Below are 25,407 nucleotides of genomic sequence, written 5' to 3'. Positions count from 1 at the left end.
CGGGATCCTCCCCAGATCAATCGAGTCTGCCGGCCACCGAAGGTCTGAAGGCGAGCGGCGTGGTCAGGTGGTCTTGAGGTCGGCCGCGCCGAAGGAGACCGCGAATCGCTTGCACCAGATGGAGACGCTGCGGAAGTCGCGTGGGTCAGCCGATGCCGGTAGCTCGTACACCTGGTCGCCCCGATTGCCCTTGAGCCGTGCCAGCTCGACCCATTCGCCGTCATCGAACACCCGCCAGCCGGCCGTGCCTCGGGTCACCGGTTGGTCGGTCAGCCACACCCGCAGGTCCGGGCCGTTCGACGTGTTCAGGTCTCGAATGACCAGCTGGTGGCGCCCGTCGGCGAGCCGGACGATCTCGGCACTGCCGGTCGTCTCGTGCTCATGGGTGACGAACTCGCCGGCGGCCAGGACCTCGTTCAGGGCTGGTGCGGAGGCCGAGGCCGTGTGGGACGGGGTCACGGACGCCGGAGCGGGGGTGGCCGATGCCGTCCCCACGACGGGAAGTGCCTCGTCGACGTACGTATCGGTGAACAGCTTCCACGGCTGGAACCAGTAGCTCGCCAGAATCGCCACGACGACAGCGGAGGCGAGACCGGCCCATGCCAGCGGCGACCGGAAGATCCATTTTCCCACCCCCGCAGCCTACGGCCACCGCACCCGTCGAACTGGTCACGAACCCTTTCGGAACTCTTACACCATGCGCCACCGGCACCGCGCCCCACGGCGGGAAAAGGAGACGGCGAGGGCCACTTCGACATCATCCACCCGAGACGGGGACAAGACGCCCGGACAGGGCACCCGCAGATCCCGTTTGCGGCCGCCGCCGCACGGGAAGGCGACGCACGACAGTGGCGCGCGGGAACACGAGCGCCATCGCACCTACGGGGAGGTCGACATGGGTGACCGGGAGAAGCTGCACGATCTTCGCCAGCAGGCCCACGACGCGGGCATCGAGGGCAACTCCAAGATGACCGAGGAGCAGCTGCGCGACGCGCTGCGCAGGGTCGGCAAGGGTGAGCGGCCCCAGATGGCCAAGCAGGAAGCCAAGCGGTAGGGACGGGGTGCCGGTACCCTTCTGCGTGCCGGCACCCCCGCCTGTCCTCAGCTGATGGTGGCCAGCAGGTCCCGACAGGCCCGCTCACACGCGCGGCACGCCTCGGCGCAGATCCGGCAGTGCTCGTGCTTGTCGGCGTGAGCGGCACACTCGTCCCCGCACGACTTGCAGGCCGTGGCGCACGCCTCCAGCAAACTGCGGCTGATGTTCGCGTCGTAGCCGGTGTGCCGGGACAGCACCCGGGCCGTGGTGGCGCAGATGTCGGCGCAGTCCAGGTCCGTCCGGATGCACTTGGTCAGCTCGGCAACCATGTCCTCGCTCAGGCAGGCGTCCGCACACGCGGTGCAGGCCTGGGCACAGTCGTTGAGCGCGTCGATCGCCGCCGCAAGCTTCGCGCGGTCCAGGTTGATCGACTTCGGGTACGTGTCCAGCATCGGCTTGGTGGTGCTCGGCATCAGCACGTCCTCTCTCTCGGTCCCTGATGCCCTACCCGAAGAACCCCGACACACACCGTGCGGACACGGGCGGCATGGCGGGGGCCAGAGGGTACGTACGCGTCGCCGATGGCCGACCCGATCCGAGACAGCCGCGCGGGCCAGAACGTTCCGGATGCCATGCACGCGGCGAGGGCGGGGTCAGTCCTCCCGGGCGCTGGGACCAAACGCCTCCTCGATCATTTCCACGTACTCGGCATCGGTTGCGCCGCGCCACTCGCCGGTCGCCAGGTCCTGGAGCAGCCACGGCTGGTACAACGTGCCCCCGACCCACTTGGCGAACCAGTCAACGATCGTCATCTGCTGCGGGAACGTGCATGACACACCGTCCGGGGCAGGGTTCGGGTCGCAGCCCCAGATCCGGCCGTCGGCGAGGTTGAGCTCACTGCTGATGCCGCAACCCCACTCGCACAGAGTGAGGACACCGCCCTGGAGCCCGGTCAGCGCGTCCAGGCCGCCGGTTCGATGCCCGTCCCTGAGGCCGAGGAGACCGTAACCGGGGCCGAAGCCGCCGTTGCCGACCTCCAGGTAGAGCCGGCGCAGCAGCGATGGCAGTGGCCGGCCGGCCAGTTCCTCGGCCTCCACGACGGCCGCAGGCGGCGCGGGTCGGAGCGGCGCCAACCGACTCGCTGGCACGTCGTCGATGTACCCGCCGGCGGCGATCCGTCGGACCACCGCATCAAACACCTGGTCCTCTCTTGTCGACATGGCCCCGCAGCCTAGCCGCACAGCGTGCGATTCATCGGTCGGCCCGTGGCGAGTTCGCATTGACCCGTACACAACCCGGGCTGGCGGCGTACGCCAGGAAGTACAGCAGCGATCGACTGCACAGCGCGTCCTCAGTCTGCCGGTGCCGGTGCGGCAGGCCGGGCCGTGAAGAAGCGGATGATGTCTTCCGCTGCGGTGGGGGACAGCATCATCGCCTGGACTCGTGCGGACATTTCGGCGATCGGGTGAATCCTGCTGAACATCTCCTCCTCGTACGTACGGATCGCCGAGTCCGGGTCGGTGGGGTTGGCGGCGAGTCGGCCGGCGAGTTCGGCGGCGTCGAGCATGGCCTGGTTGGCGCCCTCGCCGACCGGCGCCATGAGGTGCGCGGCGTCGCCGATGAGGGTGATGCCCGGCCGGCTGGCCCAACGCGTATCGATGGGCATCGCCTCGATCAGTCGCGGTGTCGGCCCGCTGTCGCCGGCCTCGATGAGTGTGGTGAGGCGTGGGTCCCAGCCACCGAACATGTCCAGCAGGGCACGCTTACTACGGTATGTGTCGATGGGGCGATCGTCTGCGCGCAGCGAGATCCCGACACGTAGGCGGCCGTCGCCGAGGCGTTGCGCCGCCAGGATCTGGTTCACGCCGACGCACCACAGGTTGCCGGGGCCGACCAGCTCGGCGAGGTCGGGATGGCGCCGGTCGACGTCGTCGATGGTCAGCTCCACGAGGGTTGCCACTGAGGACAGTTGGACGTCGGTCAGCAGCGACCGGACGACCGAGCGCGCGCCGTCCGCGCCGATGAGGATGTCGCAGCCGGTTCGGTGGCCGCCATGGAATGTCAGTTCCCAGCCTCCGTCGGGCCGCGGGGTCGCCGCGATCAGCCGGTGCCGCCAGACAACCGTGTCGCCGGGGAGCGAGTCGAGCAGAAGATCACGCAGTGCGCTCCGGTCAATCTCGGGACGTCCGGAGAATGAGCCAGGTTGCGGCTCGTGGTGGACCAGGGTCCGTCCGGTCGGGTCGACGATGCGATGTTCCTCGCCCTCGGGCCGCGCCTCAGACCGGAACCGGCCGGCGAGACCCGCCTCGGCCAGGGCCTGTTGCCCGGACTCCGGGTGCAGGTCGAGCGCGCCGCCCTGCGGCCGCGCGGATCGGCTTGCCTCGCGCTCGTACACCACCGCATCCATGCCGTGCTGATGCAGGATTCGTGCCAGCGTCAGACCGCCAAGGCCGCCACCAGCAATCGCGATTCGCATTCTCACTCCGTTGCCGTACGCTGTATCTCATGGATACGCCGTACGGTAGCGGAGCGCTGCCTGTTTGGGAACGGCCCGAGCCTCAGCCGCGGGCGGCGCCAGTGCCGTTGAACCGCGAGAAGATTGCCGCTACGGCGGTCCGGCTTGCCGACGCGCACGGCCTCGACGGCCTCTCGGTTCGCAAGATCGCCAAAGAGCTCGGTGTCGGTCCGATGCGGCTCTACGACTATGTGATCAACAGATCCGAACTACTTGATCTGATGGTCGACGTCGTCTATGCCCGGATCGCCACGGTCGCCCAGCACTCCGAGTGGCGCGCCACGGTGCTCGCCGTCGCCCACGCCACCCGCGAGGCCGCCCTTGAGCATGAATGGTTTTCCGACCTGCTCGGCGGAAGGCCACACCTGGGACCGCACGCGCTCGCCGTGGGCGAAGCGACAGCGGCGGCGCTGAGCCAGGCCCCCGGCGTCCGCGGCATCGACGATCTCCAGCGCGCTGTGGGCGCCCTCAACGCCTTCATCGTCGGAGCGGTCCGCAGAGAGGTCACCGAGCGACGCACCGCCCGTTCCACCGGCACCGATGAGGCCGCCTGGCAGGCCAGCCTCGGCCCCTACCTCACACGCATGTTGAAAACCGGCAGGTACCCCACCATTGCCCGGCTCGTCATCGACGGCGCCCACCTCAACGCCGAGGAAACCTTCAACCACAACCTGACCACCGTCTTGGACGGCATCACCAGCCGACCCCGCACGTGACCGACTGCTCCGCGGCAGCGGCCCGACAGGCGTAGGCGGGCTGTCGCCAACGGCACGTCGTGGCAGCGGCGTATGGGCTCAACCGTGCACCGAGCCACCGGAAGCGCCCCATCCACGCTGTGGTTCACAGCGTGGATGGGGCGGATGCGACCAGTCACCGTGCTTCTCGTCTACCTCCGTGCCTTCGGGTCCCCATGCGTGGTCAGCTCGGTCTGCACAAGACCACCGCACCCCCGTTGACCCAGCGTTACGCGATCAGGTAGATCCCCTGAGTGACGTCGCGCTGGCTGCGCTGCGCCTCTCGGTCACTGGTGAAGACCACGGTTCGGTTGGCAATCGCCGGCCACGTGCCGTTGCCACGCATGCTCAGCTGGACCGCCGGCGTCCAGCCCGTTGGCGCCAGGCGAGACGTGAAGATCTTCCAGCGCCAGTCGGCGGAGCGGGAGTCGTACCAGACCGCGCGGACGGAGCCGTCGGGGTCGACGCCCAGCCGGGGACGCTGGCTCATGGCGTTGGCGTCGAGGCAGACCGCTTCGGCCGCCGACCACGTCGTGCCGTCGGCCGACCGGCTCGCCCGCAGCGAGAGATTGGCCCCGGAGGCCGAGAGTGCCTTGGTTTCCCAGATGACAACCAGGGCGCCGTCACGGCCCACGGCGACGCTCGGGTGACGGTCGGCCGCGTTGTCGTTGGCGCTGACCCGCACCGGCGCACCCCAGCCTTCCGACCGGCTGATCCGGGCCGCCGCCAGGATCTCCCAGGCGTCAGGGTTGGTTCCTCCACTGGCGGCCTCGCCGGGCGGCGGGGTGTGGCCGGTCCAGCCCGCGTCCGGATCGAACCGGTTGTCCTGCCAGGTGACGACGATGCCCCCGTGCTGGGTCACCGCCACCGACGGGAAGAGCGAGGCCGGGTGGATCGGCGAGCGGGCGTCGTCCGGCGTACCGGGGACGATGACCTTGCCGGCGGCGGAGATGTTGACCGGGGCCTGGTCGACCCCGACCACCTGAACGTAGACGTCGAACGCGCCACCACTGTTCTGCGCCCAGGCCACCACGGGGTGCTGGTCGTCGAGCAGGGCAAGCGCGGGCTGCTCGGCACGACCCTGGCCGTTGCTGAGCTTCACCGCGGACTCGAAGCTCTTACCGCCGTTGCGGCTGTGACGCAGGTAGATCTCCGGCCGGTGAGGCTGCTCCTGGCCACGGGAGTCCTGCCACACCACCCAGACGTCCTCGCCGGAGACCGCGACCCGGGGTGCCCGTGCCGTACCCGAATCACCGGAGAGCACGACTCCCTTGTCGGCGTGCTTGTTCCCGTGCCCGTCCAGCCGGCGATACACCACCGACGTCCGATGGTCCCGGTGGGCCTGGGCGACCACGTGGGTGACCGGACCGGCCACCGCGACGTCGGCGAAGCCAGTGAACTCGCCCTGCTCACCCAACACCAACTCGGCCCGGTCATCGCCGTTGGCAGGCTGCGGCAGTGCGATCTCGGGCGCCGGCTCGGCTCCCCGCTTCACCGACACGAACACCGGCGACGTGGCACCGCGCAACTGGTCCGGCAGGTTCGGGTCGGCGTCGCGCCCGGAGAGCTCACCCGGGCCGCGCACCTCCACCCGGTACCAGCTGTGATCCCCGGTCAGCGTGAGCGGGAGCAGGTACGTCTGGTCGTCCTTGGTGGGTACGAAGGTCGCGACAGGGCCGGCCGAGCGGCCCGGTGCGGCGTAGACGAGGACCCGCATGCCGACGGCGGACCTGGCCCGAACCCGAAGCGCGGCCTTCTTCGACAGCTTGCGGTCGGCGACGATCACCTCGTCGCCGCAGATGGCCTCGAACCGGCCATCACCGTTGACGTCGGCCTCGATGGTGACGAAGGGCCCGTCCGGACTCAGCGACACCGTTGTCCGGCCCGCCTTCAGCGCGTCGAGGATCGCTCGGACGGAGCGTTCCGCGGCAAAGACCCAGGTGGTCGGTCGACCGGGGGCGTTGGCCGGCCGCAGCTCCTTGAAGTGGCTGTCGCTCGCCGCTACCGCGCCGAAGCGGAACCCGTGGTTCCAGCGGTTCTCGGCGTACTCGATCTCGACTTCGGGGTTGCTGCTGACGTTCCAGACCTCGACGGTGTCGATCCCCTGTGCGCTGGCGTTCTCGTTCGGACCATCAGCCGGGGTGTACTCGCCGTCGTCCGGGTGGGCGACCGACCAGACCGCGTCCTGGGCATGCGCGTCCCAGATCGACTGCTGCACATGGCGAAACGGCGCCGAGCCGGGCGGGTTGGCACCGTCCACCACCGTATCCACCGCGCCCAGCACGATGGCATGTGGTGATCCGTTCGCCTCCTCACCGTTGAGCAGAAGCAGCCGGTCGGACTTCCAGAGCGGATCCCAGTGCTGGTCAAAGGTGCGGTGGTCGGTCAGCGGCATGAAGGCCAGGCCCACCGACTCCGCGTACCCGATCTGGTCACTGACCGGCAGGTTGCCCGGATCGCGCTGGTTCGACAGCTGGCGTGGGGCGCTCCCGTCCGACGAGTGGTCGTCGTGGACGTGGGTGTCACCCGGCAGCCACGTGCCCTTCGGCTCGTCGTGCCCACCGGGCTTACGCTCCTCGCCGGTGTCCGCCCATGCCGCAGCCCCGGGCAGCAGCCCGGCGGCGGCGACCGCGCCGCCCACGGCAATGAACTGTCTGCGGTCTAGTTCCATCTGGTCCCCATTTCACGCGAACCGCGTCCGCCCGCCGCTAGCGGACCTGCCGCTACGCGACGCCCCGACCGGTTCGATCAAGGTCATGCACGGGAGACGCTAGCCAGCCGAAGCGGTCGGCCTGGTGAATCGGAAGTGAATCCGGAATGGCGACGGCGGTAGCTACCTGGCAGTACGGCGCAGGCGTCGATCAACCGACGGAAACGCCCTAAGCAGGCGAGCATCCGGCACGAGCAGTCGGGCGGGCTGCAGGCGTCACAGGCCCGGTATCTCCTGCTGGATGTCAGCCTGGAATCCTCGAGGTGGAACAGTGTCGGCCTGCTCGACGGTGCGCTCAGTGACGGGATCAGCCCTGCGTCGTTGTCGCCGCAGCGTCGGGACAAGCAGATCGGGTGGCATCACGTACGTGGCCTCGGACCAGCAACCACCGCAACTGACCTCATCGCGTGCCAGCGGTCGCGGGCTCGTGCGCAAGAAGTCAACAATCCGGGTGACCCGCTCGCCCGACACGTAGGGGCACGTGTGCAGCAGGTGAAAGAGCGTCAACCGGGTGCAGATCAGCGGACCCGGGCGGGGCGGAACGCCGACGTCGAGGTGCCCGAGCGGCTCTAGAGGATGCTCGCGTATCCGCACCACGGCGTTGTCCCGGTACTGGCCCCAGCCGTCAGACATCGCTCGGCTCTTCTCCCAGTCCGACCCTTCCCGGGACTGGTGCCAATGAGCGCCGTCATATTCGACGATCAACGCTCTGGTGGCGGTCAGCGGGAACAACATGTCGATGCGGCGCTGTCGGTTGCCGAGCGGCACCTGGAAGTCCTGGATTCCCGGGCCGAGGACGTAGTCCAAGAGCGTGAAGATGTCGGCCTCAAGCTTGGATGTCGCCCGGTTACCGGTGAGGGCGCACACCCCGTCCTCGCATCTGGGGGTGTACCGACCGTTGGCTCCGGCGAACTTCGACCCCCGCATGAGACGAGAAGGTACCGGCGGCGTCTGACATCCGGTCCACAGGAGACGTTCCCTGCCGGCGCGCCGACCCGTGACCCTCCCAGGCCGGCCACGCCCACCCCTTGTTCCCGGGCGGCGGTGCCGGCCTGAGTGCTGGCAAACGCCCAAGACTCCTCGCCGTCGACGGGCGTGGCCCGCCGTTGTCCATCCCGCTCACCCCGGGTCAGGCCGGCGACAATCCGCAGTTGCTGGCCCTGCTTGACGCGATCCGCGTCAACGACACCGGACCCGGCCGGCCCCGCAAACGCCCCGAAGTGCTGATCGCGGACAAGGGCTACGCGCACGGCTCGACCCGCCGAGCACTGCGGCAACGCAGGATCCGGCACGTCATTCCGGAACGGTCGGACCAGATAGCCCCCGGGGCTGCCAAGGGCAGCGCCGGCGGCCGACCACCAACCTTCGACAACGTGATCTACAAGAAGCGCAACGTCGTGGAACGCTGCTTCAACCGCCTCAAGCAGTGGCGTGACCTGGCCACCCGCTACGCCAAACGCGCGTCCCTCTACCGATCCGGCCTGGTCCTTATCGCCGCGATCATGTGGCTTCCATGATCGGCACTATCTAGACTGCGTCGATGACGGACGAGGACCTGACGCTGCCTGCGGCGCTCGTCGAGGCACACACGGCGGGGTTCTTCCACGAGCACAGCGGGCATGACTTCGATCCGTACGACACGTTCATGTGGTCGGGCGAAATGATGGAGTGGTGGCAGAACTGGACGAACGACCCGATGGCCGGCGCTCCTCCATTGCGCGCCTTCGGCCAGGACGGCACCGGTGGCCTGGCCGCCTTCTGGCTCCGTAACCCAGGCGACCCTCTGGACCGCCAACCGGTCGTGTTCTTGGGCTCTGAAGGCGAGTACACCGTCATCGCGCGCGACCTTGGCGATTATCTGTGGCTGCTGGCGAACGGCGTCGGTCCGCTCGAGACGGTCGACGGCATCGAGCGCGTGCCCGAGCCCATCGCAGCGTTGACGACAATCGCACAGCGGCACACCGCCTCCGCCCGACGGTCGACCGCCGAGGTGATCACCGCCGCGCAAGCCCAGTTCCCCGCCTTTGAGGCACTGCTCAACGCGCACGCACCGGCGGAGTAGCCCTGGAGTTTGACCTGTCAACGATGGAAGCCGGGTCCTCATGATCGGCAGGACACGCCCTAGGAGGAGGCGGTCTCGGCGACCAGGTAGTTGGCGACCAGGTTCTCGGCCGAGAAGATGACCGGCCCCTCGTCGACGATGGCGCAGCCGCAGAGCTGCTGCACGGACCGGAAGCTGACATTGCCGTCTGACGGCACGTTCAGCTGCACCACGTTCGACGGGACACCGGTCGTCACCTGCGAGAAGTCGGGGGTTTTGTGCCCGATGGCGTTGATGCAGAACTGGCAGAAGAACGACTGGATCAGGAAGGCCGCCGCGCCCACCGGCGCGCCGCCGAGGCCCGGCAACCGGTCGACGACGTTCGTACCCCATACCGGGTTGGGCAGGTACCCGAGGCCGAGGCCGAGATCGTCTCCCGTCGTCGCGATCAGGGCGGCGTCAACGACACCGGTGAAGGCCGAGTCACCGGTCCAGATACCGGACCCGACCACCGACATGCTGGGAGTGGATGCGTACGGGTCGGGTGTGGCGCCCACCCCGGCGCCGATGCCGAGGAAGTCCGAGTTGTCCTCGGCGAACTGGTACGAGAAGCCGGCGATCGCCGCGGTGGCGTACATCGGGGGACTGCCGGTCGACACCGGTGGCGTCGACGTGCCAGACGACATCTGGTCGACGGTGATGCCGTTCTGGTTCTGCAGGAACAGGCCGGGCGGGTTGGTGGAGCCGAGCCACGCGACGACCGCGACCTCGGCCCACGACCCGTCAAGGTCGACCTGGTCGAGGAGCATCTGCTGATCGATGATGAGCGACGTGGTGCCGACGCCGGTGCCGTCGCGCGGGCGCAACGCGAGGCCGATCCGCTGGATGACCGTCCCCGGTTGCAGGGTCTGCAGGTTGAACTGCTGCAACGCGTACGCGTAGGCACCGACCGTGCTCGGGAACGTGAATGTCGCCGAGCCGTTGCCGGTGATCATGCTGGTCTGGATGGCGATCGACACGATTTCCTCCGGTCAGGCGAACTGGGCGATCACGGACAGCGTCGCGCTGCTGTCCCCGCAGATGTAGTGGTGGGCCCCGGTATCCGGGTTGACCAGGTTGAGCACGACGCTTCCGGAGACGGTGCAGGCGTTGATGCTCAGGTCGCCCGCCTGCATCACCTGGATCAGTTGGAACTCGGCGGTGTCGTCGTAGACGATGCTGACGTCCTGCAGCAGCAGCGCGGCCTGGGCGATCGACGAGTAGCCGGACGGAATGGTGAAGTCCACGAAGAACATTCCGGTCATGCCCTGCTGCCCCTCCGGAACGAGCCAGATCACGCTCGCCGCCTGCACGTCGAATCCGACGAGATTGGTGCCGTAGGAGAGGAGCCCGACGTCGACCGTGCCGGTCGTCGAGAAGTTCGTCAGGCCGACGCTGCCGTTGACCGTCACCTGGTTGCCCACGGGAGAAGCCACGCTCGACGTGAGTGTGAGCCCGCCGATCTCGCCGGTGCCGTCGCTCGCGGCGACGGAGAACCCGGAGAGGAAGGCCAGGCTTGTGGTGTTGTCCCCGATCGGGACGACCGACGAGTCGTGGCCGGAGGTCAGGCCGAAGGCTGTGGCACAGACCGGTGCCGACGTGTACGGCGTGCCGATCACCGCCAGCACGCTGACCTGCGCGACGCTGCCCGGGCCGCTGTCGGAGTCGGGCGGGTCGATGGCGCTGTCGCCGTCATAGTCGGTGAGCATGACGTTGCCGCCGACAGCGACGACGGTGCCGATCAGATTGGGGGTGAGTGACACCCCCACCGCGCCCGCGTCCTCCGCCCACCAGGCCGAGTTGGTCTGGTAGTTCAGGACGAAGCCGCTCATCGCGACGGCGTACGCCAGGATCTGCTCGCCGCTGTCGATGTCCGCGGTGAAGTCGAACACCACCGGCGAGGCGAACGGGTTCGCGTCGGGCATCGCCTGAGTGCGGACACTGAGATGGGCCACGTCTCTCCTCTACGGGGTGCCGCCCCCGATCAGGGGGCGAGTGGAATCGGGTCAGGTGGCGTACCGGAGATCGCTGTAGCCGACGAAGGCACCGAGCACGACCGGCAGCGTCACCACGCCGAGCCCGGCGGCCGGGACCATGACCTGGAACGGGTCCGCGCGCCACGCGGACTTCAGGGCGGAGACGGGAGCGAAGACTTCGTCGCCGGCGCTGACCGCCACACCCGCCAGGGGGGTCAGAGCGCCGAAGCCGGTGTACTCGAGGATTCCGACGGTCAGGCCGGTGGCGAGTGGGACATGGTTGATGGTGTTGGTGAGCAGTTGCTTCGTCGTCCCCTGCGCGGTGCCGCCTACGATCCCGGCGGCGAGGTTCGGCACCAGCCGGGGGCGTGCGTAGGTCCATGCCCGCTGGGCCCGGGAAGCTGGCGCGGCCTGCTCCGGTGCGGCTGCGGCATTCGGCTCGTGCGCCGCCGTGGCTTGGGCGTCCTGGGGGGCCGTCACCTCCTCGATATCGTCCGCAGCACCGGCGGGCGGCGGTGGCGCCGGCACGACGGGCGCGGTGCCCACCTGCTCCGGGACCTGACTCGCCGCGGCACCGGCAGCCGACAGTCCGGCCGTGAACGCGGTGGCGATGCCGCCGGTGATGAAGCCGCCCACCGTGCCGGCGGCCGCTCCGGCCCCGAACTCCTCGCCGAACGTCTTCGCGTTCCACATTCCCGGCGGCGTCTCCACGCTGTAGAGCAGGCCGCTGCCCGCGGCGCCCATCACCGCGCCGCCGACGGCGCCGATGCCGGCCCCGGTGGCGGTCGCGGCGAGGAGCCCCTGGGCGGCCATCGCCGCGGGCACCAGCGTCGCGGTCGCGCCGGCGCTGACGACCACGGTGGCCAGGACGACCAGGAGGAGACCAAATTCGATGCTGCTTTCCTGGAGGGTCGTCAACTGGCCGCTCGGGTCGGTCAGCAGGGTCGGCTGGTTGCCGACGTAGACGTAGGGGCTGGCGTACTGGGCGGCCGGATCGGGGTTGAGGAACCGCGCGACGCACGGGTCGTAGAGCCGGGCCGGGAAGGCGTACAGCCCGGTCTCGGCGTCGAACTCCTGGCCGGTGAACAGGATCGGGAGGAAGCCCGGCGTCGGTTCGTGTGCGAGCACCTGGCGGCCGAACACGTCGAACGAGTACGCCGAGACCAGCGCTCCGGTGCTGTCCAGGACGAGCCGGGGGGAGCGGAGATGATCGGTCACCACGGAGTAGCGCTGGTTGCCGCGGACCATGGCGACCAGTCCGGTCGGGCCGTGCACCCAGGCGGTCGGCACACCTGACGGGTCCACGGTGAGCAGCGGGCCGGGCACGCCGGCGTGCACATAGAGCGTGGGTGCGGGGTCGCCGCCGCGCCACTTCACCCGGCGGTGACCGTTCACGTCATACGCGAAGGTCAACGACTGTCCGGTCTGACTGTTGGTGATGGTCGCCGGCAGTGCCGTCGTGTCGAGGTAGCTGAGGCTGAGACCGTCGCCGCGTGCCTCGAGCAGGCCGTTCGGTTGGTACGTGTAGGTCGTGGGCTCGCCGCCGTCGGGTGTCACCGCGGCGAGTTGGTTCGTCCCGGGGGTGTAGGTGAAACAGGCGGGGCCGGAGTCGCCGGTGGCGAGGGTCTGGACGTTGCCGTTCCAGTCGTTGCAGCCGTCCGCGTCGACGTAGCCCACGTCGACCGATCGGGTGCCGTCCGCGTCGACCGCGCAGAGCAGCTGCTGCAACGGATCGTAGTCGTACCGCACGGAGGCGGCGTCCGCGACGCCCGCACCGGTCGTCGCCTCGACAAGCGTCTCAGGGTTGCCGGCGGGATCGTAGGTGAGCGCGAGTGAGAAGGCGGCGTCGTCGGTCTGCACGCCGAAGGAGGTGAGCCGACCGACCGGGTCGTAGGTGGCCGAGCCTGCGGGCAGGTTGCCGTAGGTGTGGCTGACGGGGCGCCCGAGTGCGTTGTAGGTGAGCGCGACGAAGGGCACACCGTCGGCGTCGCTGATCGCCAGCACGTTGTCCCGGCCGTCGTAGGCGTAGGCGACGCCGCTGAGGCCGGTGGAGGATCCGTCGGGGTACCCGATCCAGGTGACCCGGCCCTGGTTGTCGAAGTCGTAGGTGGTGGTGAACGTGCCGAGCGTCGTGCCGCCCTGGCTCACCGTCGCTGTCCGGCTGGCCAGCACCCCGGTCGGAGCCCAGCTGTACGCCTCGGCGACCTGGTACTGCGAAGCGCCGGTGCCGGTGAGCGCCACCGTGGCGACAAGTTGGCCCAGCGCCGTCGGATCGGCTCCGTCGCCGTCGTAGGTCCAGCACCGGGTCTGTTGGTAGGGGACCTGCGTCTGGTCCTGCGGCCAGGCTGGATCGTCGGCGTACTGCTGTAGCTGAGCGGCGGTGGTGGGGGTCCAGTCGAACGTGACGGTGCCGGCCGACAGGTGCCGCCCGAGCGCGTCCCAGGTGTGGTAGGCGAGCAGCCCGGCGGCTGCCGCCGCGGCGTCCTGGACGAAGCGCACCCGCCCACCCCTGTCGAACAGGTAGCGGATGGTGCCGGTGTCCGGCCCCGACTCCTGGGTCAGCTGCCCGACCGTGTTCTCCTGCCGCACCAGCGTCTGCGCCGGATCGTCGAACACGTACGAGTCGGGCAGGGCGTGGGCGGTGCCGAGGGTGCCGTCGCCGTAGCTCGGCACGATCGTGTCGAGCGCGACAGCACCGCTGTCGGGGGTGAACCGCCCGGCGCGGCGGCGGGAGGCGTCGAGCAGATGCGACATCGTCGTCTTCGTCTGGCTGGTCCGCGTGACGAGGTGGAACGTCGCGTCCGGCGGGTCCAGGCCGTACGGCAGATCTCCGGCGTTGCTGCCGTAGCCGAACTGCACGGTCGGTCGGCTCGCCGGCGTGGTCGAGCCGAGGTCGACGATCGCCTGGTCCGCACCGGGAAAGCCGAGCTCGACCTGGCGGGCGAGCGGCGACGGCTCAAGCACCCAACGCCGGTACGGGTAGCCGCCGTCGTCGGTGTCGTTCGTCCCGTCGTACCAGTCGGCGACGTCGCCGCTCATCGTCGCGGTGCCGTCCAGCCCGGCGAGGAAGGTGGCCAGGTCGACAAACCCGGGACGGTAGGTGAGCACGGGCAGGGACGCTCCGCTGCCGAAGAGCGCCGGCGCCGGAAGGGTCTGCACGATCTTCCGGTGCCGGCCGTCCCGGATCGACTGTGTGAGCAGGTAGTCCTCGTCGGTGAGCAGGTGCTCCTGGCGGGCGACCCCGGTGGCGTCGCTCTGCTTGACCCGCAGGGCCGGACCCGCGAGAACCACCAGGTTGGCCAGCCCGAGCGCGTTGCACCCGGTGCTGATGCTCGGCGTGCCCTGAGCCTGGCTCGACTGGGCGAAGAGCAACTGCCCGTCGGCGTGGAACAGCAGTTGACCGCCGATCAGGGTGAGCAGGCACCAGGTCGGTGGTCCCGGTACGGCGGCGAGGGCGGGGATCGTCGTGCCGTCGAGGGTGAGCCGCCACTGGCCGCTGACGTGGTCGAAGGTGACCGTGGCGGCGTCGCCGACGGCGATCGCGAAGTCGTCGGTGAGCTCGAGCGGGCCGCCGCCGAGCGGGGCCAGCTCGACGTACACGGCGTACGTCGGGGGTAGCGGACAGGCGTAGCCGATCGAGTCGCTCTGTCCGGCCGACGCGTGCACGAGGATCCCGCCGCTGGCGGCGAACGCCCCGACGCGTGACGGAGTCCACGTGGCCTGCCAACCGTTCCCGTCTCGGAAGCTCTGGTAGCTGCCACCGAGCAGGCACCGGATTGCCAGGGACGCGTTCGGGTCTGTCGACGCGAACCCGGACGGGTTGCCCCGCCGGGAGAGGTAGCTCAGCCGCATGGCAGAAGGCATGCCGGCGGAGGTGGTCTTGCCGACCTCGCGCAGGAAGGTGTCGCGGATGGTGTGCCAGGTGTGCCCGGCCCGGTCGATCCGGTCGAGTGGGACCCGGCTTGTCGGGTCGTATGTGCGGGCGACGAGCTGCGCGGTCAACGGGGCCAGGGTCAGGTCGTCCACCCGAACCGGCACCGCCGTGGTGTTGGCGGCGGTGACGGAGAGCGTCACCCCATCCGTCGACGCCGCGACGGTGATCGGCACGCACTGGTACGACCAGGCGCCGCCGGTGTCCGGGAACGGAAGCTGGACCACCTCGGGCGTGCCACCGGCGGTGACGGTCAGGGTCCAGCCGGAGTCGGCCTGAACGAAACCGGGATCGGTCTTGCACCAGGCGCTGAACACGTAGGTTTCGCCCGCCCGTGGCGCGAGCGGGGTGCGGGTCGCGCCGGCGCCTGCGCCGGGCAGCAGCAGGCTGACCGAGCCGGTGCGCGCGTCGGTCGGATCCCAGGCTGCTCCGCCGGTGAGCGACCAGCCGGTCAGGTCCTCGTAGGGTTCGAACCCGCAGAAGGTGGCCTCGCCGTCGGCGAAGCTGACGTTCGCGGCGTGCGCGATGTCGAGCAGCCCGTCGACCGAGGTGAGGGTGGCATGTGCGGTGCCGGCGGGGTCGATCGATTCCAGGACCGACCCCCGTGCGTCCAGCACCGTCGCGGTGCTGGTCGTCATCCAGTACGCCGGGTCGGGGGTTCCCTCGAACGGAAAGATTCCGCTGTCCTGGCCCGACGGGTCGCCGCTCCACGCCCAGTGCTGCGTCGCGGCGGGCAGTGAGATCCCGGTGCCCGGCGGTGACCAGGGCGACCAGGTGGTGGCCGTCGAGCTGGCGGTGACCGGATCGGCGTCGCCCACGGTGACCGTTTCCCGCACCGCCACGACGGGTTGCAGCAGGTTCGCCGCGAGCAGCGAAGGGTAGACCTGGTGGCCGTAGCAGCGTTCCTCGACGTGCGTCTCGGCCATTCCGGTGAGGGTGGTGATCTGCCAGCAGCGCCCCACCACGACACCGGCGAACGGAGCCGGCAGACCGGCTGGCAGGTAGGTGAGCGCGGTGACCATCGGGACCCCGTCCTGCCGCTGTACCACCGTCTCCGGTCGCACGTACCCGCCGTACAGCGGCAGCGACGACGCGCCGGGCTGGGGAGACGAGCTGCGGGTGTCGAACATGGTCCACGCCGTGGTGCGGCTCTGCACCGCCGCGCCGGAGAAGACCCGCACCGCGTTCGACGGGTCCGGGTCACCGGTGTAGTCGATGTTGTAGACCGCGTCGTTGCTGGGATCGTTCACCGACCAGTAGCGGTAGCCGCCATCGACCTGGAGGTACTGCACGGTGGCGCCATCGCCGAGGGTGACGCCGTCGGCCGTGAAGGCCTGGGCGAGCCCGGGTGCGACCGGCTGCGGCGGACCGGGCGACGCCGCCGGATCCAGTCCGAGCGCGGCGTCGAAGTCGGTGGCGAACTCGAACCCGCCGGAGAAGACGACGGACTGCTGCAGGAGCCCGTCGAAGAGCATGTCGGTCGATCCGGGGACCGTGCCGTTGAGGTAGGAGAAGACGGTGCGGCCGTACGTCGACGTCGTGGGGTCGGTGGTGCCGTCGTACACCGCCGAGCGGTAGTACTTGACGACCTGCCCCGTCGGGTCGCACGTGGCGCTCGCCGGGTCGAACTCGTACGCGGTCGAATACGTGCCGCCGAAGCCGTCGGTGACGGTGAGCGAGGCAACCGGGTAGTCGGTGATCGGGCCGCTCATCGCCTGCCCGGCGTAGCGGAACACCTGGTAGGAGGATGCCTGGCTGAACCCGCCTTCGTTGGCCGCATAGGCAACCAGGGACAGCGGCCCGGACGCGAGCTGGCCGCTCGGATCGCCCGGCGACACACCTGGCACGTAGTAGGCAGAGCCGGCGATCACGTCGGGGAGCGGTTGCAGCACGCCGCCGTTGCGGAGAACGAGCAGCTGGACGGCGTCGTTGGTCGGTTCGGCCGCATCGGTGACCAGGTAGGCGAGGTAGCTCGGCGCCTGGTTGACGATGCTGCGGGAATCGACGTCGGCGGCGAGCTGCGAGGTGGAGGTCAGCTCGAAGACCGGCTGCTGGACCGAGTCGCTCCAGGTGGTGGACGTGCCCCGGTAGTAGACCGCGTTGCGGGCGACGACGAAGTCGCCACCAGACGCCGACGGCCAGCCCTGCTCGGCGACGGTGCCGCCGGAGGGCAGCGCGGTGAGGATCGGCGTCGGCTGTTCGGGGAAGCCACCGCCGTCCGGGTCGTAGGCCAGCAGACCAGTCACCGCGTCGGAGTCGTCGTTGGCTACCTGGACCGCGACGTCGTCGCCGTACGCGAACGCCAGCCACCCGTAGCCCTGCATGGACGTGGCGAAGCTCGCGGTGTGCCAGGTGCCCGCGTCGAACCGGAACAGGTTCTCCCGCGCGGCCACGAACGTGCCGTTGACCACGACCGGCCCGGGCGGCCAGGAGACGCTCTGCTGCTCGTCGATCGGCTCGGCTGCCAGCCCGCCGACGTACGTGGTGTCGACGAACTGGTAGTCGAGATCCCAGCGCAGCAACTGCACACCATAGGTTGAGGTCGGGCCGGGTGGGCCTTCTGCGAATGACAGCGCGACGAGGGACGGGCCCACGTCCCAGGCGACCTGGTAGCCGTCGTTGAAGCTCACCTGGCACGGCAGGGTGACGCTGCCGCCGTCATGCCAGAGCGCGCCAGGATCGAGCCAGCAGAGCGACAGGTCGGTGCCGGCCGTCGTCGTACTGGCGACCAGCAGGCACTCGGCGTCACCGATGACGAACAGTGGTGACGACTCGGTGCGGACCGGGTCGCCCAGGCCGCTCCAGCCATCGCGCCAGTCCCACGCCCACTGGTAGAGCAGGTACGTCGATGACGTGGCCAGCACGGCGGCGACGAAGGCCGCGCCGGCGGTCAGGCTGACCTGGCCCGTCAGCGTGGGCACGCTGGTTGCACACCATTGGTCCGGCTGTCTCGGGGTGCGGCTGTAGAGCGTGACGGCGCTGGTCCCGGACTCGGTGCCGAGCGCCAGCGCGAACGTGTCGGCAGCCGTGACGGTTTGGGCGACGTCGGCGTCGAGTGGGTTCGCGGGATCGTCGTAGACGGTACCGCCGCACCAGTGCGACCAGCGGCCCAGCCAGGTGTACACATCGAGCGTCGCCATCGTCCGTGCGGCGCTCAACCAGACCGACACCACGTAGTCGGGGCCGCTCCACACCAGGGGTGTCGCGCCCGAGCCGAGTGCGTCCGGCGGCTCGATCTGCGGCGTCGCCCGGTCGCAGATGTCCAGGCAGGACGCCTCGTACGCCCAGGTGGCAACGGCTCCCTGGGGATAGGTGATGGAGCACAGCGCGCCGACGTTCGGGGAGTCCGCGGCGTCGAGGTAGTAGTCGAAGGCGTAGCCGGGCAGGCTCACGCCGTAGCTGTTGCGTTCGGCGACACCCGTCAGGTAGCGCTTGACGGCGGTGACCGACAGCCCGGCCGGCGTCGTCGAGACCACCTGCGGCGCGCTGTAGGTCAGGTCGATCGCGAAGATCAGGTCGCCGTCCGCGGCCATGACGTCGAGGCCTTGCAGATAGAGCGTCTCGTAGCGGTCCTGGTAGGCGTTGGGCGTGGCGAGGTTCGACGGCGGGCTCGCGGGTGCGTCGGCCGGGACGAGTTGCTTGTGCGGGTCGAGGTACTCCTGCGTGTCGGCGGTGAAGGTCTTGTCGTCGTAGCGGAACAGCACGACCTGACCGGCGACACTGGTGATGCTGGTCGGATAGATCGCCTTGGTGTACGGCAGCCCGCTGCCGACGAGCTGCTCGGCATTGTTGCCGAGCAGGCCGTCCTCATTGCGGGGGAACTCGTTGTACGCGTAGCCGACGCAGGAGCCCCACCGATCGCGGCGGGTCGTGAGATTCCACGCCCGGGCGTACTGGGCCTGGCCCGTCCCGAGCATTGACGGCCCGGACCAGGTGCCCGATGGCCCTCCCCACTTGACCGCCCACTCGATGCTGTTGCCGGCGCTGATCGCGTAGCCCTGCGCGGTGCTGCCAAGCCCGCCGCCGAAGATCCTCACCTCGGCTGAGTCGGTCGTGACCTCCCATTTCTCGTACTCCGGGTAGTACGAGATCTGCCAGAACAGGTAGTCCTGTGCCTGGTACCGCAGCCCGCCGTCCTGAACATCCGCGCCGTTGGCGCTCACGATGACCGCGAAGACCCGTTCCCAGGTGGGGTCGCTGATCGTCCAACCCGATGCGGCGTCGCCGGTGACGGTTGCCGCCGGGGACAGCGGCAGCCCCTGGGCTGCGAAGGCCGCGACCACCTCGTCGGACACCGGCCCGCTGGTGAGGGTGCCGACAGTCGCCTGGTCGAGCTGGGCCCGCAGCCAGGGGCTCGAGTCGGGTACCAGGGCGTTCGAGACGCCACCCGACCAGTAGACGTACTCGACGCCGACAGCGCTGACAGAACCGGAGAAGCAGGCCTCGATACGGTCCCACGCGAGGTACCAGCCGAGGCCGACGATGCCGGTGGGAGCGTCGAGGTTCCACTGGTCGACCTGGTCGCTGACGTTGCTGCGGTACTGCAACGCCACGCCGACCGCGAGAGTGTCGTCGTCCGGCACACCGGGCAACTGGACGAGATTCTGCGGGTAGTTGAGGTCACCCCGGAACAGGTTCACGTTCCGCGACAACTTCCCGACGGCCCCCACCTCGAACTGCGCAGGGTCGACGGCAGGAATCTCGTTGGCCATCAGAACCCCCGCCCCGCGCAGCCTGTCGGCACCTGCACCTATGTCCTGGCCAGGAGGCGGCGCCCCGTGGAGCACCCTGCTCTCGACCGAGGGCTACCCGCATATGTCTACCGCAACAAGGCGGCCAAAAGGTGCATACCGGCATATAACGGAACTGGGGCCTCGACGGGCTCGCGCTCAGACAGTGCGACGTAGCGCGGTCTCCACGGCGTCGATCAGCGGATCACCCTCGGTCCGTGGGTGCCGTGCGAGACCGAGCTCGACGTCCGGCAGGATGGGCAGGGCGGCCGTGTCGCGGCAGGCCATGCCCGGTTCGAGGTTCGCGGGCATGAGCGCCGCGACGCCGAGCCCGGCCCGTACCGCGGCGAGCACCCCGACCAGACTGTTGCTCTCGAAGGCCACCCGCCAGCGCCGATCGGCACGTTCCAGCGTTTCCAGCACCGACGTACGCCAGGAGCACGGGTTCGAGAACAGCACCACTGGCAGCGGATCGGCGGCCACGTCCACACCTTGGCCGGTCGCCCACACCAGCGGGCAGCGTACGGTCCAGCGCGGCGGCCCGGGAATGTCCGGCACCGCGTCGAGCACGAGTTGGACGCGGCCCGCGTCGTAGGCCTCCCGCATGGCGGCGTTGGAAACGCTGAGAACCTCCAGCGTCGCGCCGGGATGCAGCCGGGCGAGGTCGGCGAGGGCCTGCGGAAGCTGGGACGCGGCGAGGTCTTCGAGCAACCCGACGCCGCAGTGGCCGGTCAGCGCGCGTCCGGTTTCGGTGAGTGCCTGTGCGGAGAGCGAGAGAATGCGTTCGGCGTACGGCAGGAGCTCCTCACCCGCCCGGGTCGGCGAGACGCCAGACGGCGACCGGTGCAGCAGCGGATGGCCGACCACGCTCTCGAGCTTGCGCAACTGCTGGCTGAGAGCGGGCTGGGTATGGCCGAGCGCGGTCGCGGCGCGACTGATGCTGCCTGCCCGCACGGCGGTGACGAACGACCGCAGCAAGGCGGTTTCCAGGTCTCTAGCCATAAGCATTCATTATGCCGACCTCAACAAATTGGCCACTTCTTATGGGGCGAGGGATGACTTAGCGTCAGGCAGGTGACCAGATACCGGCAGGTGCTCGCCGTGCCAGGGATGGCACCGCTGCTGGGCGTTTCGCTGCTTGCCCGCACCGCGATAACGGCCGATGTGATGGCGCTGACGTTGTACGTCGTGCTGGGCCTGGAGCTGAGCTACGCGGCAGCGGGCGGTGTCGCGGCGGCCCTGACCGCCGGAGTGGCGCTGGGCGGGCCGCTGCTCGGCCGCATGATCGACTCGCGGGGCCTGCGTACCGTGCTGCTGGTAACCGTCCTGGTGCAGGTCGTGTTCTGGCTGGGCGTGCCGATCATGCCGTACGGGTTCCTGCTGGTCGCCAGCTTCGTGGCGGGCCTGCTGATGGTGCCGGCCCAGGCCGTGAGCAGGCAGGCGATCGCCGCGATGACGACAGCGGAGCAGCGCCGGGCCGCGTTCGCGCTGGAATCGGTGCAGGGCGAACTGTCGTACATCGTGGGCCCAGCGGTGGTGATCCTGTGTGCGGCGACGATGTCCCCCGATGTGGTGGCGTGGGGGGTCGGTGCCGCGATCCTGGCCGGTGGAGCCGGCATCGCCCTGCTCAACCCACCGATGCGTGCCAAGGACGAGGCGGATGCCGCCACCGCCGGACGGCCCCCGCGCAGGCAGTGGCTGGGCGCCGAAATGATCGCCGCGCTGACGATGGCGTTCGGCACGACGGCACTGCTCAGCGGCGTCGACCTTGCCATCGTCGCCACGCTGAGAGAAGTAGGTCAGGTGTCCTGGGCCGCCGTGGTCGTCGTGGTGTTCGGCGTGTCGTCCGTCGTCGGCGGACTGATCTACGGCGTGCTCACCCGGCCGCTGCCCACGTGGCTGCTGCTCGGCTCGCTCGGGCTCGTGACGATTCCTGCCGGGCTCGCTCACGACTGGCCCTGGCTGTGCGTGGCCGTCGTCGGCAGCGGGCTACTCACCGCGCCGACCCTTGCCACGGTGGCCGACGCGGTGAGCCGGCTGGCGCCGCCCGGTGTGCGGGGTGAGGTGATAGGTCTGCAATCCGCAGCGCAGAGCGCTGGTTTTGCGCTCGGATCCCCGCTCGTCGGCGTGGCGATCGACCTCTCCGTGCCGGCGGGCGGCTTCGCGGCGGCCGGGCTTGCCGGCCTCACCGCCGCACTGACCGGACACCTGCTGTCCCGCCGCTCGCCCACTCGAACGGCGGTACCCTGCCGCCCTGATCCAGTTGATCTCAGCTATTGAGCGTGGTGCCCGATAACGCCGATGGCCCGCGCCGCGACGGACGCGGGCCATCGAAAAGGTCAGATCAAGACCGCGGCGAGAGCGCGGAACGCGTCGGCGGGGAATGTCGTGGCGTCGCCGCCGTTGAGTACCTGGACCGCTACCTCGTCCGCGCCAGCCTGGAAGTGCTTCTCGATCCCGGCCGCGACCTCTTCGGCCGTGCCCCAGGGGATCAGGGCGTCGACGAGGCGGTCGCTGCCACCGCCGGCGAAGTCCTCGTCGGTCCAGCCGAATCGCCGCAGGTTGTTGGTGTAGTTCGGCAGTGCGAGGTATCCGCTGGTGTATTGCCGGGCCGTGGCGCGCGCGGTGGTGGCGTCTGTGTCGAGGACCACCGCGACCTCGGGAGCGAGCAGCCGGTCGGGCCCGATTGCCGCCCGGGCCTCGGCGGTGTGCTCGGCAGGGACGAAGTACGGGTGTGCCCCGGCTGAACGGTCGCGGGAGAGTTCGAGCATCCGCGGGCCGAGTGCGGCCAGGATCCGCCGCTCGGGAGGGAGCCCGGCCGCGTCGAGACCATCGAGGTAATCCACCATCTTCGAGTACGGCTTGCGGTACGTCGTGCCGCTGCCTTCCAGCAGCACGGCGTGGCTGGCGCCGAGGCCGAGCAGGAACCGGCCGGGATGGGCCCGCTCCGCGTCCTGGGCGAACGCCGCCACCTCGGGGGGCGACGAGTGCCAGATGCTCACAATCCCCGACGCGACCCCGATGCGCGTGGTCCCGTCCAGGATCTCCCGGAAGCGTGGGGCGACGTTCTCTCCGAAGCCGCCCGAGAACCAGAGCCGTGAATAGCCGAGCTCCTCCAACTGGGTCGCGGCATCGATGGCCGCACCCTGACTCTCGCTAGCGAGGAAGAACGGTTGCCAGACGCTGACGAGTCGTTGTGCCATACCGGAACACTACCCATCAGCTCCTGTAACAGCGCGACGGCGCACCGCGCTGACGGTGTGCCCATGGGTGGCGCCAGTGCCGAAATCGAGTGCGTGTCGGGCCGAGCATCTTCTGTAGATCTCCTGAGAGCCATTGCCGAAACCGTTTTCGGCATCCATTGTCAAAGACCAGGCGGCATGGGCTGGTCGGGGTGTACGGCAGGACCACCGGTTCTTGGCGGCACACGTCGAGACGTCCTGACGAGGAGATGCAGAGTGATGGAAGACGACGGATGTGACCGGGTGGGTGACGGGCGAGCAGTCCCGTCCACCTCGGCACGGGGCGACGAAGCCGGATGGGCGACCAGACATTCCGGCCGTTCGATCATGCGCGACGTCGCGGAGTTGGCGGGAGTCTCCTCGCAGACGGTTTCCCGCGTCGTCAACGAGCACCCCCACGTCGCTGACAGGACCCGGCAACGGGTTCTGGAGGCGATGCGCAGGCTCGACTACCAACGAAATGCTGCCGCCCGGGCCCTGGTCACCCGCCGATCCGGCACGCTCGGCGTCATCGGTTATGAGAGCCCGCTCTACGGGCCGACCTCCATGCTGTACGCGATCGAGGGCGCGGCCCGCGCCGCGGGCTACTTCGTCAGCGTCGCCAGCGTGCGCGACCTGGACCACCGGTCGGTGCTCGACGCGGTCGACTGGCTGCGCCGGCACTCGGTCGAAGGAATCATCGCCATCTCGCCCAAGTCCACAATGGCCAACGCGTTCGCCCAGGCGTCCTCCGGCCTGGCCTCGGTGACCGCGGGCGGCGGCTGCAGTCCGGCGGTTCCGAGCGCCCAGATCGACAACGTCGAGGGTGCGCGGCTCGCCACCCGCCACCTGCTCGAATTGGGGCACAGCACCGTTCACCACGTCGCCGGCCCGGATGACTGGCCGGAGGCGGCTGAGCGGGTCGACGGCTGGCGCGACGCGCTCCGAGCCGCCGATGCGCCGGTGCCTGCGGTGATGCCCGGTGACTGGAGCGCCGCCACGGGATACGAGCAGGGGGAGTGCCTGGCCCGCGATCCGTCCGTCACCGCCATCTTCTGCGCGAGCGATCAACTCGCCCTCGGCGTGCTGCGGGCGCTGCACGAGGCGGGCCGCCGGGTGCCGGACGACGTCAGCGTGGTGGGCTTCGACGGCACCTCCGACGGTGCCCATTTCCTGCCGCCACTGACGTCGGTGCGGCAGGACTTCGCCGAGCTGGGCCGGCGTAGCCTACGGCTGTTGTTGGCGCAGCTCGATCGGCCCGCGCACGGGCCGCTGCGCCGGCGTGACGTGCTCGTGCCCGAGTTGGTGATCCGGCGCAGTGCGGTGGCACCGCGCGATCGCGACCGCCCGGCTGCGGAACTGACGCGATCCGGTCTGACACACAGCGCCTGACCTGACGGATCTCCGCATCGCTCGCCCCGGCGATCCCGGCCGTTTCAGCGGCGGGGCAGTGCCGGCCCGGTGGACTCGCGTACCACCAGGCGGCCCTGTTGGCGGAGAACACCAGCGCCGGCGTTGCCGTCCAGTGCCGCGATGAGGTGCTGCACCGCGGTTGCGCCGAGCTGCTCGAGATTGAGATCCACGGTGGTCAACGTCGGCCGGCAGTCCTCGGCGAAGAACTCCCAGTTGTCGTAGCCGACGATCGCCACGTCGTCCGGGATCCGGCGGCCGAGATCGCGCAGCGTGTCGGCGACCCCGGCGGCCACCTGGTCGTTGCCACAGAAGATCGCGTCCACGTCCGGCCTGGCCGCCAGCAGCAGCCGTGCCGCGTGCCGGCCCCACCGCTGGGACCACTCGCCGAACAGCGGATCGCCGGCCGGAGACAGGCCCGCCTCGGCGAGTACCGTTCGCAGGCCGGCGGCCCGGTCCCGGGCAGCACGGTAGCTGTCCGGCCCGGTGATGTGTCCGATCCGGCGTCGGCCGTGCGACACCAGGTGTTCTGCCGCGAGTCGGGCACCGCCCTCGTCGTCGGCGACGATCGACAGGTCGCGCGGGTCCGTCGACTCGGCGTAGGCATAGACCACCGGGACCGGGATCTGCTGGGTCAACGAGGGGCTCACCTCGTTGCTGTCTCCAACCACGATGAATCCGTCGACCTGGCGTGCCAGCAGGGTGCGGATGTAGTGCTGACGGCGGATGGCGTCGCCCCGGGCGTCGCAGAGCAACACGGACATCTGCCCGTTGCCCAGGGCGTTCTCCGCACCGAGCAGGATGGACATGGCGAACCTGCCGCCGAGTTCGTCGGTCAGCAGTCCGACCGTGCGGGTGCGTCCCGAGATCAGACCGGCGGCCAGGGCGTTGGGCTGGAAGGAGAGTTCGGCGGCGGCGCGCAGCACCCGTTCCCTGGTGGACGGCGCGACTTCGGCCCGACCGTTGAGCGCTTTGGACGCCGTGGCCACGGAGACGCCGGCGTGGCCCGCCACATCACTCAGCGTCACTGACTGCGATCGTCGCCGTCCCACCCGAAAGCCTTT

General features: G+C 69.6%; 17 protein-coding genes and 1 pseudogene. 6 read left to right on the top strand and 12 right to left on the bottom strand.

Annotation, left to right across the window (positions count from 1 at the left end):
• Positions 1-63: 63 nt before the first annotated feature.
• Complete coding sequence (locus ACQEUX_RS11175; protein ID WP_433045216.1) at positions 64-633, bottom strand: DM13 domain-containing protein; 570 nt, start codon at positions 631-633, stop codon at positions 64-66.
• Between the two features lie 262 nt (positions 634-895).
• Here ACQEUX_RS11175 and ACQEUX_RS11170 point away from each other — a divergent pair, with 262 nt between their 5' ends.
• Positions 896-1,054, top strand: coding sequence for a hypothetical protein (locus ACQEUX_RS11170; RefSeq protein WP_433045213.1), 159 nt, complete (start codon positions 896-898; stop codon positions 1,052-1,054).
• Positions 1,055-1,101: 47 nt separating this feature from the next.
• Here ACQEUX_RS11170 and ACQEUX_RS11165 read toward each other — a convergent pair whose 3' ends face one another.
• From ACQEUX_RS11165 to ACQEUX_RS11155, 3 genes are all read right to left on the bottom strand, one after another.
• Entirely contained in the window at positions 1,102-1,509 is a 408-nt protein-coding gene (locus ACQEUX_RS11165) for a four-helix bundle copper-binding protein (RefSeq protein ID WP_433045210.1), read from the bottom strand.
• A gap of 180 nt (positions 1,510-1,689) precedes the next feature.
• On the bottom strand, positions 1,690-2,256 hold the full coding sequence (locus ACQEUX_RS11160) for a hypothetical protein (RefSeq protein ID WP_433045207.1): 567 nt from the start codon (positions 2,254-2,256) through the stop codon (positions 1,690-1,692).
• A gap of 131 nt (positions 2,257-2,387) precedes the next feature.
• Positions 2,388-3,512: an FAD-dependent oxidoreductase gene (locus ACQEUX_RS11155; protein WP_433045204.1), complete on the bottom strand. Its 1,125-nt coding sequence runs from the start codon at positions 3,510-3,512 to the stop codon at positions 2,388-2,390.
• A gap of 29 nt (positions 3,513-3,541) precedes the next feature.
• Here ACQEUX_RS11155 and ACQEUX_RS11150 point away from each other — a divergent pair, with 29 nt between their 5' ends.
• Complete coding sequence (locus ACQEUX_RS11150; protein WP_433045201.1) at positions 3,542-4,267, top strand: TetR/AcrR family transcriptional regulator; 726 nt, start codon at positions 3,542-3,544, stop codon at positions 4,265-4,267.
• Positions 4,268-4,514: 247 nt separating this feature from the next.
• Here the strand turns inward: ACQEUX_RS11150 and ACQEUX_RS11145 are convergent, their stop codons facing one another.
• Positions 4,515-6,956, bottom strand: coding sequence for a CehA/McbA family metallohydrolase (locus ACQEUX_RS11145; protein ID WP_433045198.1), 2,442 nt, complete (start codon positions 6,954-6,956; stop codon positions 4,515-4,517).
• Positions 6,957-7,211: 255 nt separating this feature from the next.
• Complete coding sequence (locus tag ACQEUX_RS11140; RefSeq protein ID WP_433045195.1) at positions 7,212-7,802, bottom strand: hypothetical protein; 591 nt, start codon at positions 7,800-7,802, stop codon at positions 7,212-7,214.
• 218 nt (positions 7,803-8,020) lie between these two features.
• Between ACQEUX_RS11140 and ACQEUX_RS11135 the strand changes: the two are divergent.
• A pseudogene (locus ACQEUX_RS11135) lies at positions 8,021-8,512 on the top strand (IS5 family transposase); the annotation flags it as partial.
• A 23-nt stretch (positions 8,513-8,535) separates the two neighbouring features.
• Positions 8,536-9,057, top strand: coding sequence for an SMI1/KNR4 family protein (locus ACQEUX_RS11130; protein ID WP_433045192.1), 522 nt, complete (start codon positions 8,536-8,538; stop codon positions 9,055-9,057).
• Positions 9,058-9,116: 59 nt separating this feature from the next.
• Here the strand turns inward: ACQEUX_RS11130 and ACQEUX_RS11125 are convergent, their stop codons facing one another.
• From ACQEUX_RS11125 to ACQEUX_RS11110, 4 genes are all read right to left on the bottom strand, one after another.
• A complete protein-coding gene (locus ACQEUX_RS11125) occupies positions 9,117-10,055 on the bottom strand; it encodes a hypothetical protein (RefSeq protein ID WP_433045189.1) in 939 nt (312 codons plus the stop codon).
• 12 nt (positions 10,056-10,067) lie between these two features.
• Positions 10,068-11,030, bottom strand: a complete 963-nt coding sequence (locus ACQEUX_RS11120) for a hypothetical protein (RefSeq protein ID WP_433045186.1) — start codon at positions 11,028-11,030, stop codon at positions 10,068-10,070.
• Between the two features lie 51 nt (positions 11,031-11,081).
• Complete coding sequence (locus ACQEUX_RS11115) at positions 11,082-19,694, bottom strand: RHS repeat domain-containing protein (RefSeq protein WP_433045183.1); 8,613 nt, start codon at positions 19,692-19,694, stop codon at positions 11,082-11,084.
• A 177-nt stretch (positions 19,695-19,871) separates the two neighbouring features.
• Positions 19,872-20,714 carry a LysR family transcriptional regulator gene (locus tag ACQEUX_RS11110; protein WP_433045180.1) on the bottom strand — a complete coding sequence of 281 codons (843 nt, stop codon included), beginning with the start codon at positions 20,712-20,714 and terminating at the stop codon, positions 19,872-19,874.
• 72 nt (positions 20,715-20,786) lie between these two features.
• Between ACQEUX_RS11110 and ACQEUX_RS11105 the strand changes: the two genes are divergently transcribed.
• Positions 20,787-21,992, top strand: a complete 1,206-nt coding sequence (locus tag ACQEUX_RS11105; RefSeq protein WP_433045177.1) for an MFS transporter — start codon at positions 20,787-20,789, stop codon at positions 21,990-21,992.
• Between the two features lie 59 nt (positions 21,993-22,051).
• Here ACQEUX_RS11105 and ACQEUX_RS11100 read toward each other — a convergent pair whose 3' ends face one another.
• Entirely contained in the window at positions 22,052-22,915 is an 864-nt protein-coding gene (locus ACQEUX_RS11100; RefSeq protein ID WP_433045174.1) for a TIGR03620 family F420-dependent LLM class oxidoreductase, read from the bottom strand.
• 366 nt (positions 22,916-23,281) lie between these two features.
• Between ACQEUX_RS11100 and ACQEUX_RS11095 the strand changes: the two genes are divergently transcribed.
• A complete protein-coding gene (locus ACQEUX_RS11095; RefSeq protein WP_433045171.1) occupies positions 23,282-24,325 on the top strand; it encodes a LacI family DNA-binding transcriptional regulator in 1,044 nt (347 codons plus the stop codon).
• A gap of 44 nt (positions 24,326-24,369) precedes the next feature.
• On the opposite strand, the gene ACQEUX_RS11090 is transcribed toward ACQEUX_RS11095, so the two are convergent.
• Positions 24,370-25,395, bottom strand: a complete 1,026-nt coding sequence (locus ACQEUX_RS11090) for a LacI family DNA-binding transcriptional regulator (RefSeq protein ID WP_433045168.1) — start codon at positions 25,393-25,395, stop codon at positions 24,370-24,372.
• Positions 25,396-25,407: the final 12 nt, after the last annotated feature.

The sequence above is a fragment of the Micromonospora sp. CA-259024 genome, from assembly GCF_050936255.1.
GTDB lineage: Bacteria > Actinomycetota > Actinomycetes > Mycobacteriales > Micromonosporaceae > Micromonospora.
The sequence above is the reverse complement of the archived record's forward strand: the minus strand, read 5'-3'. Positions and strand labels throughout refer to the sequence as shown.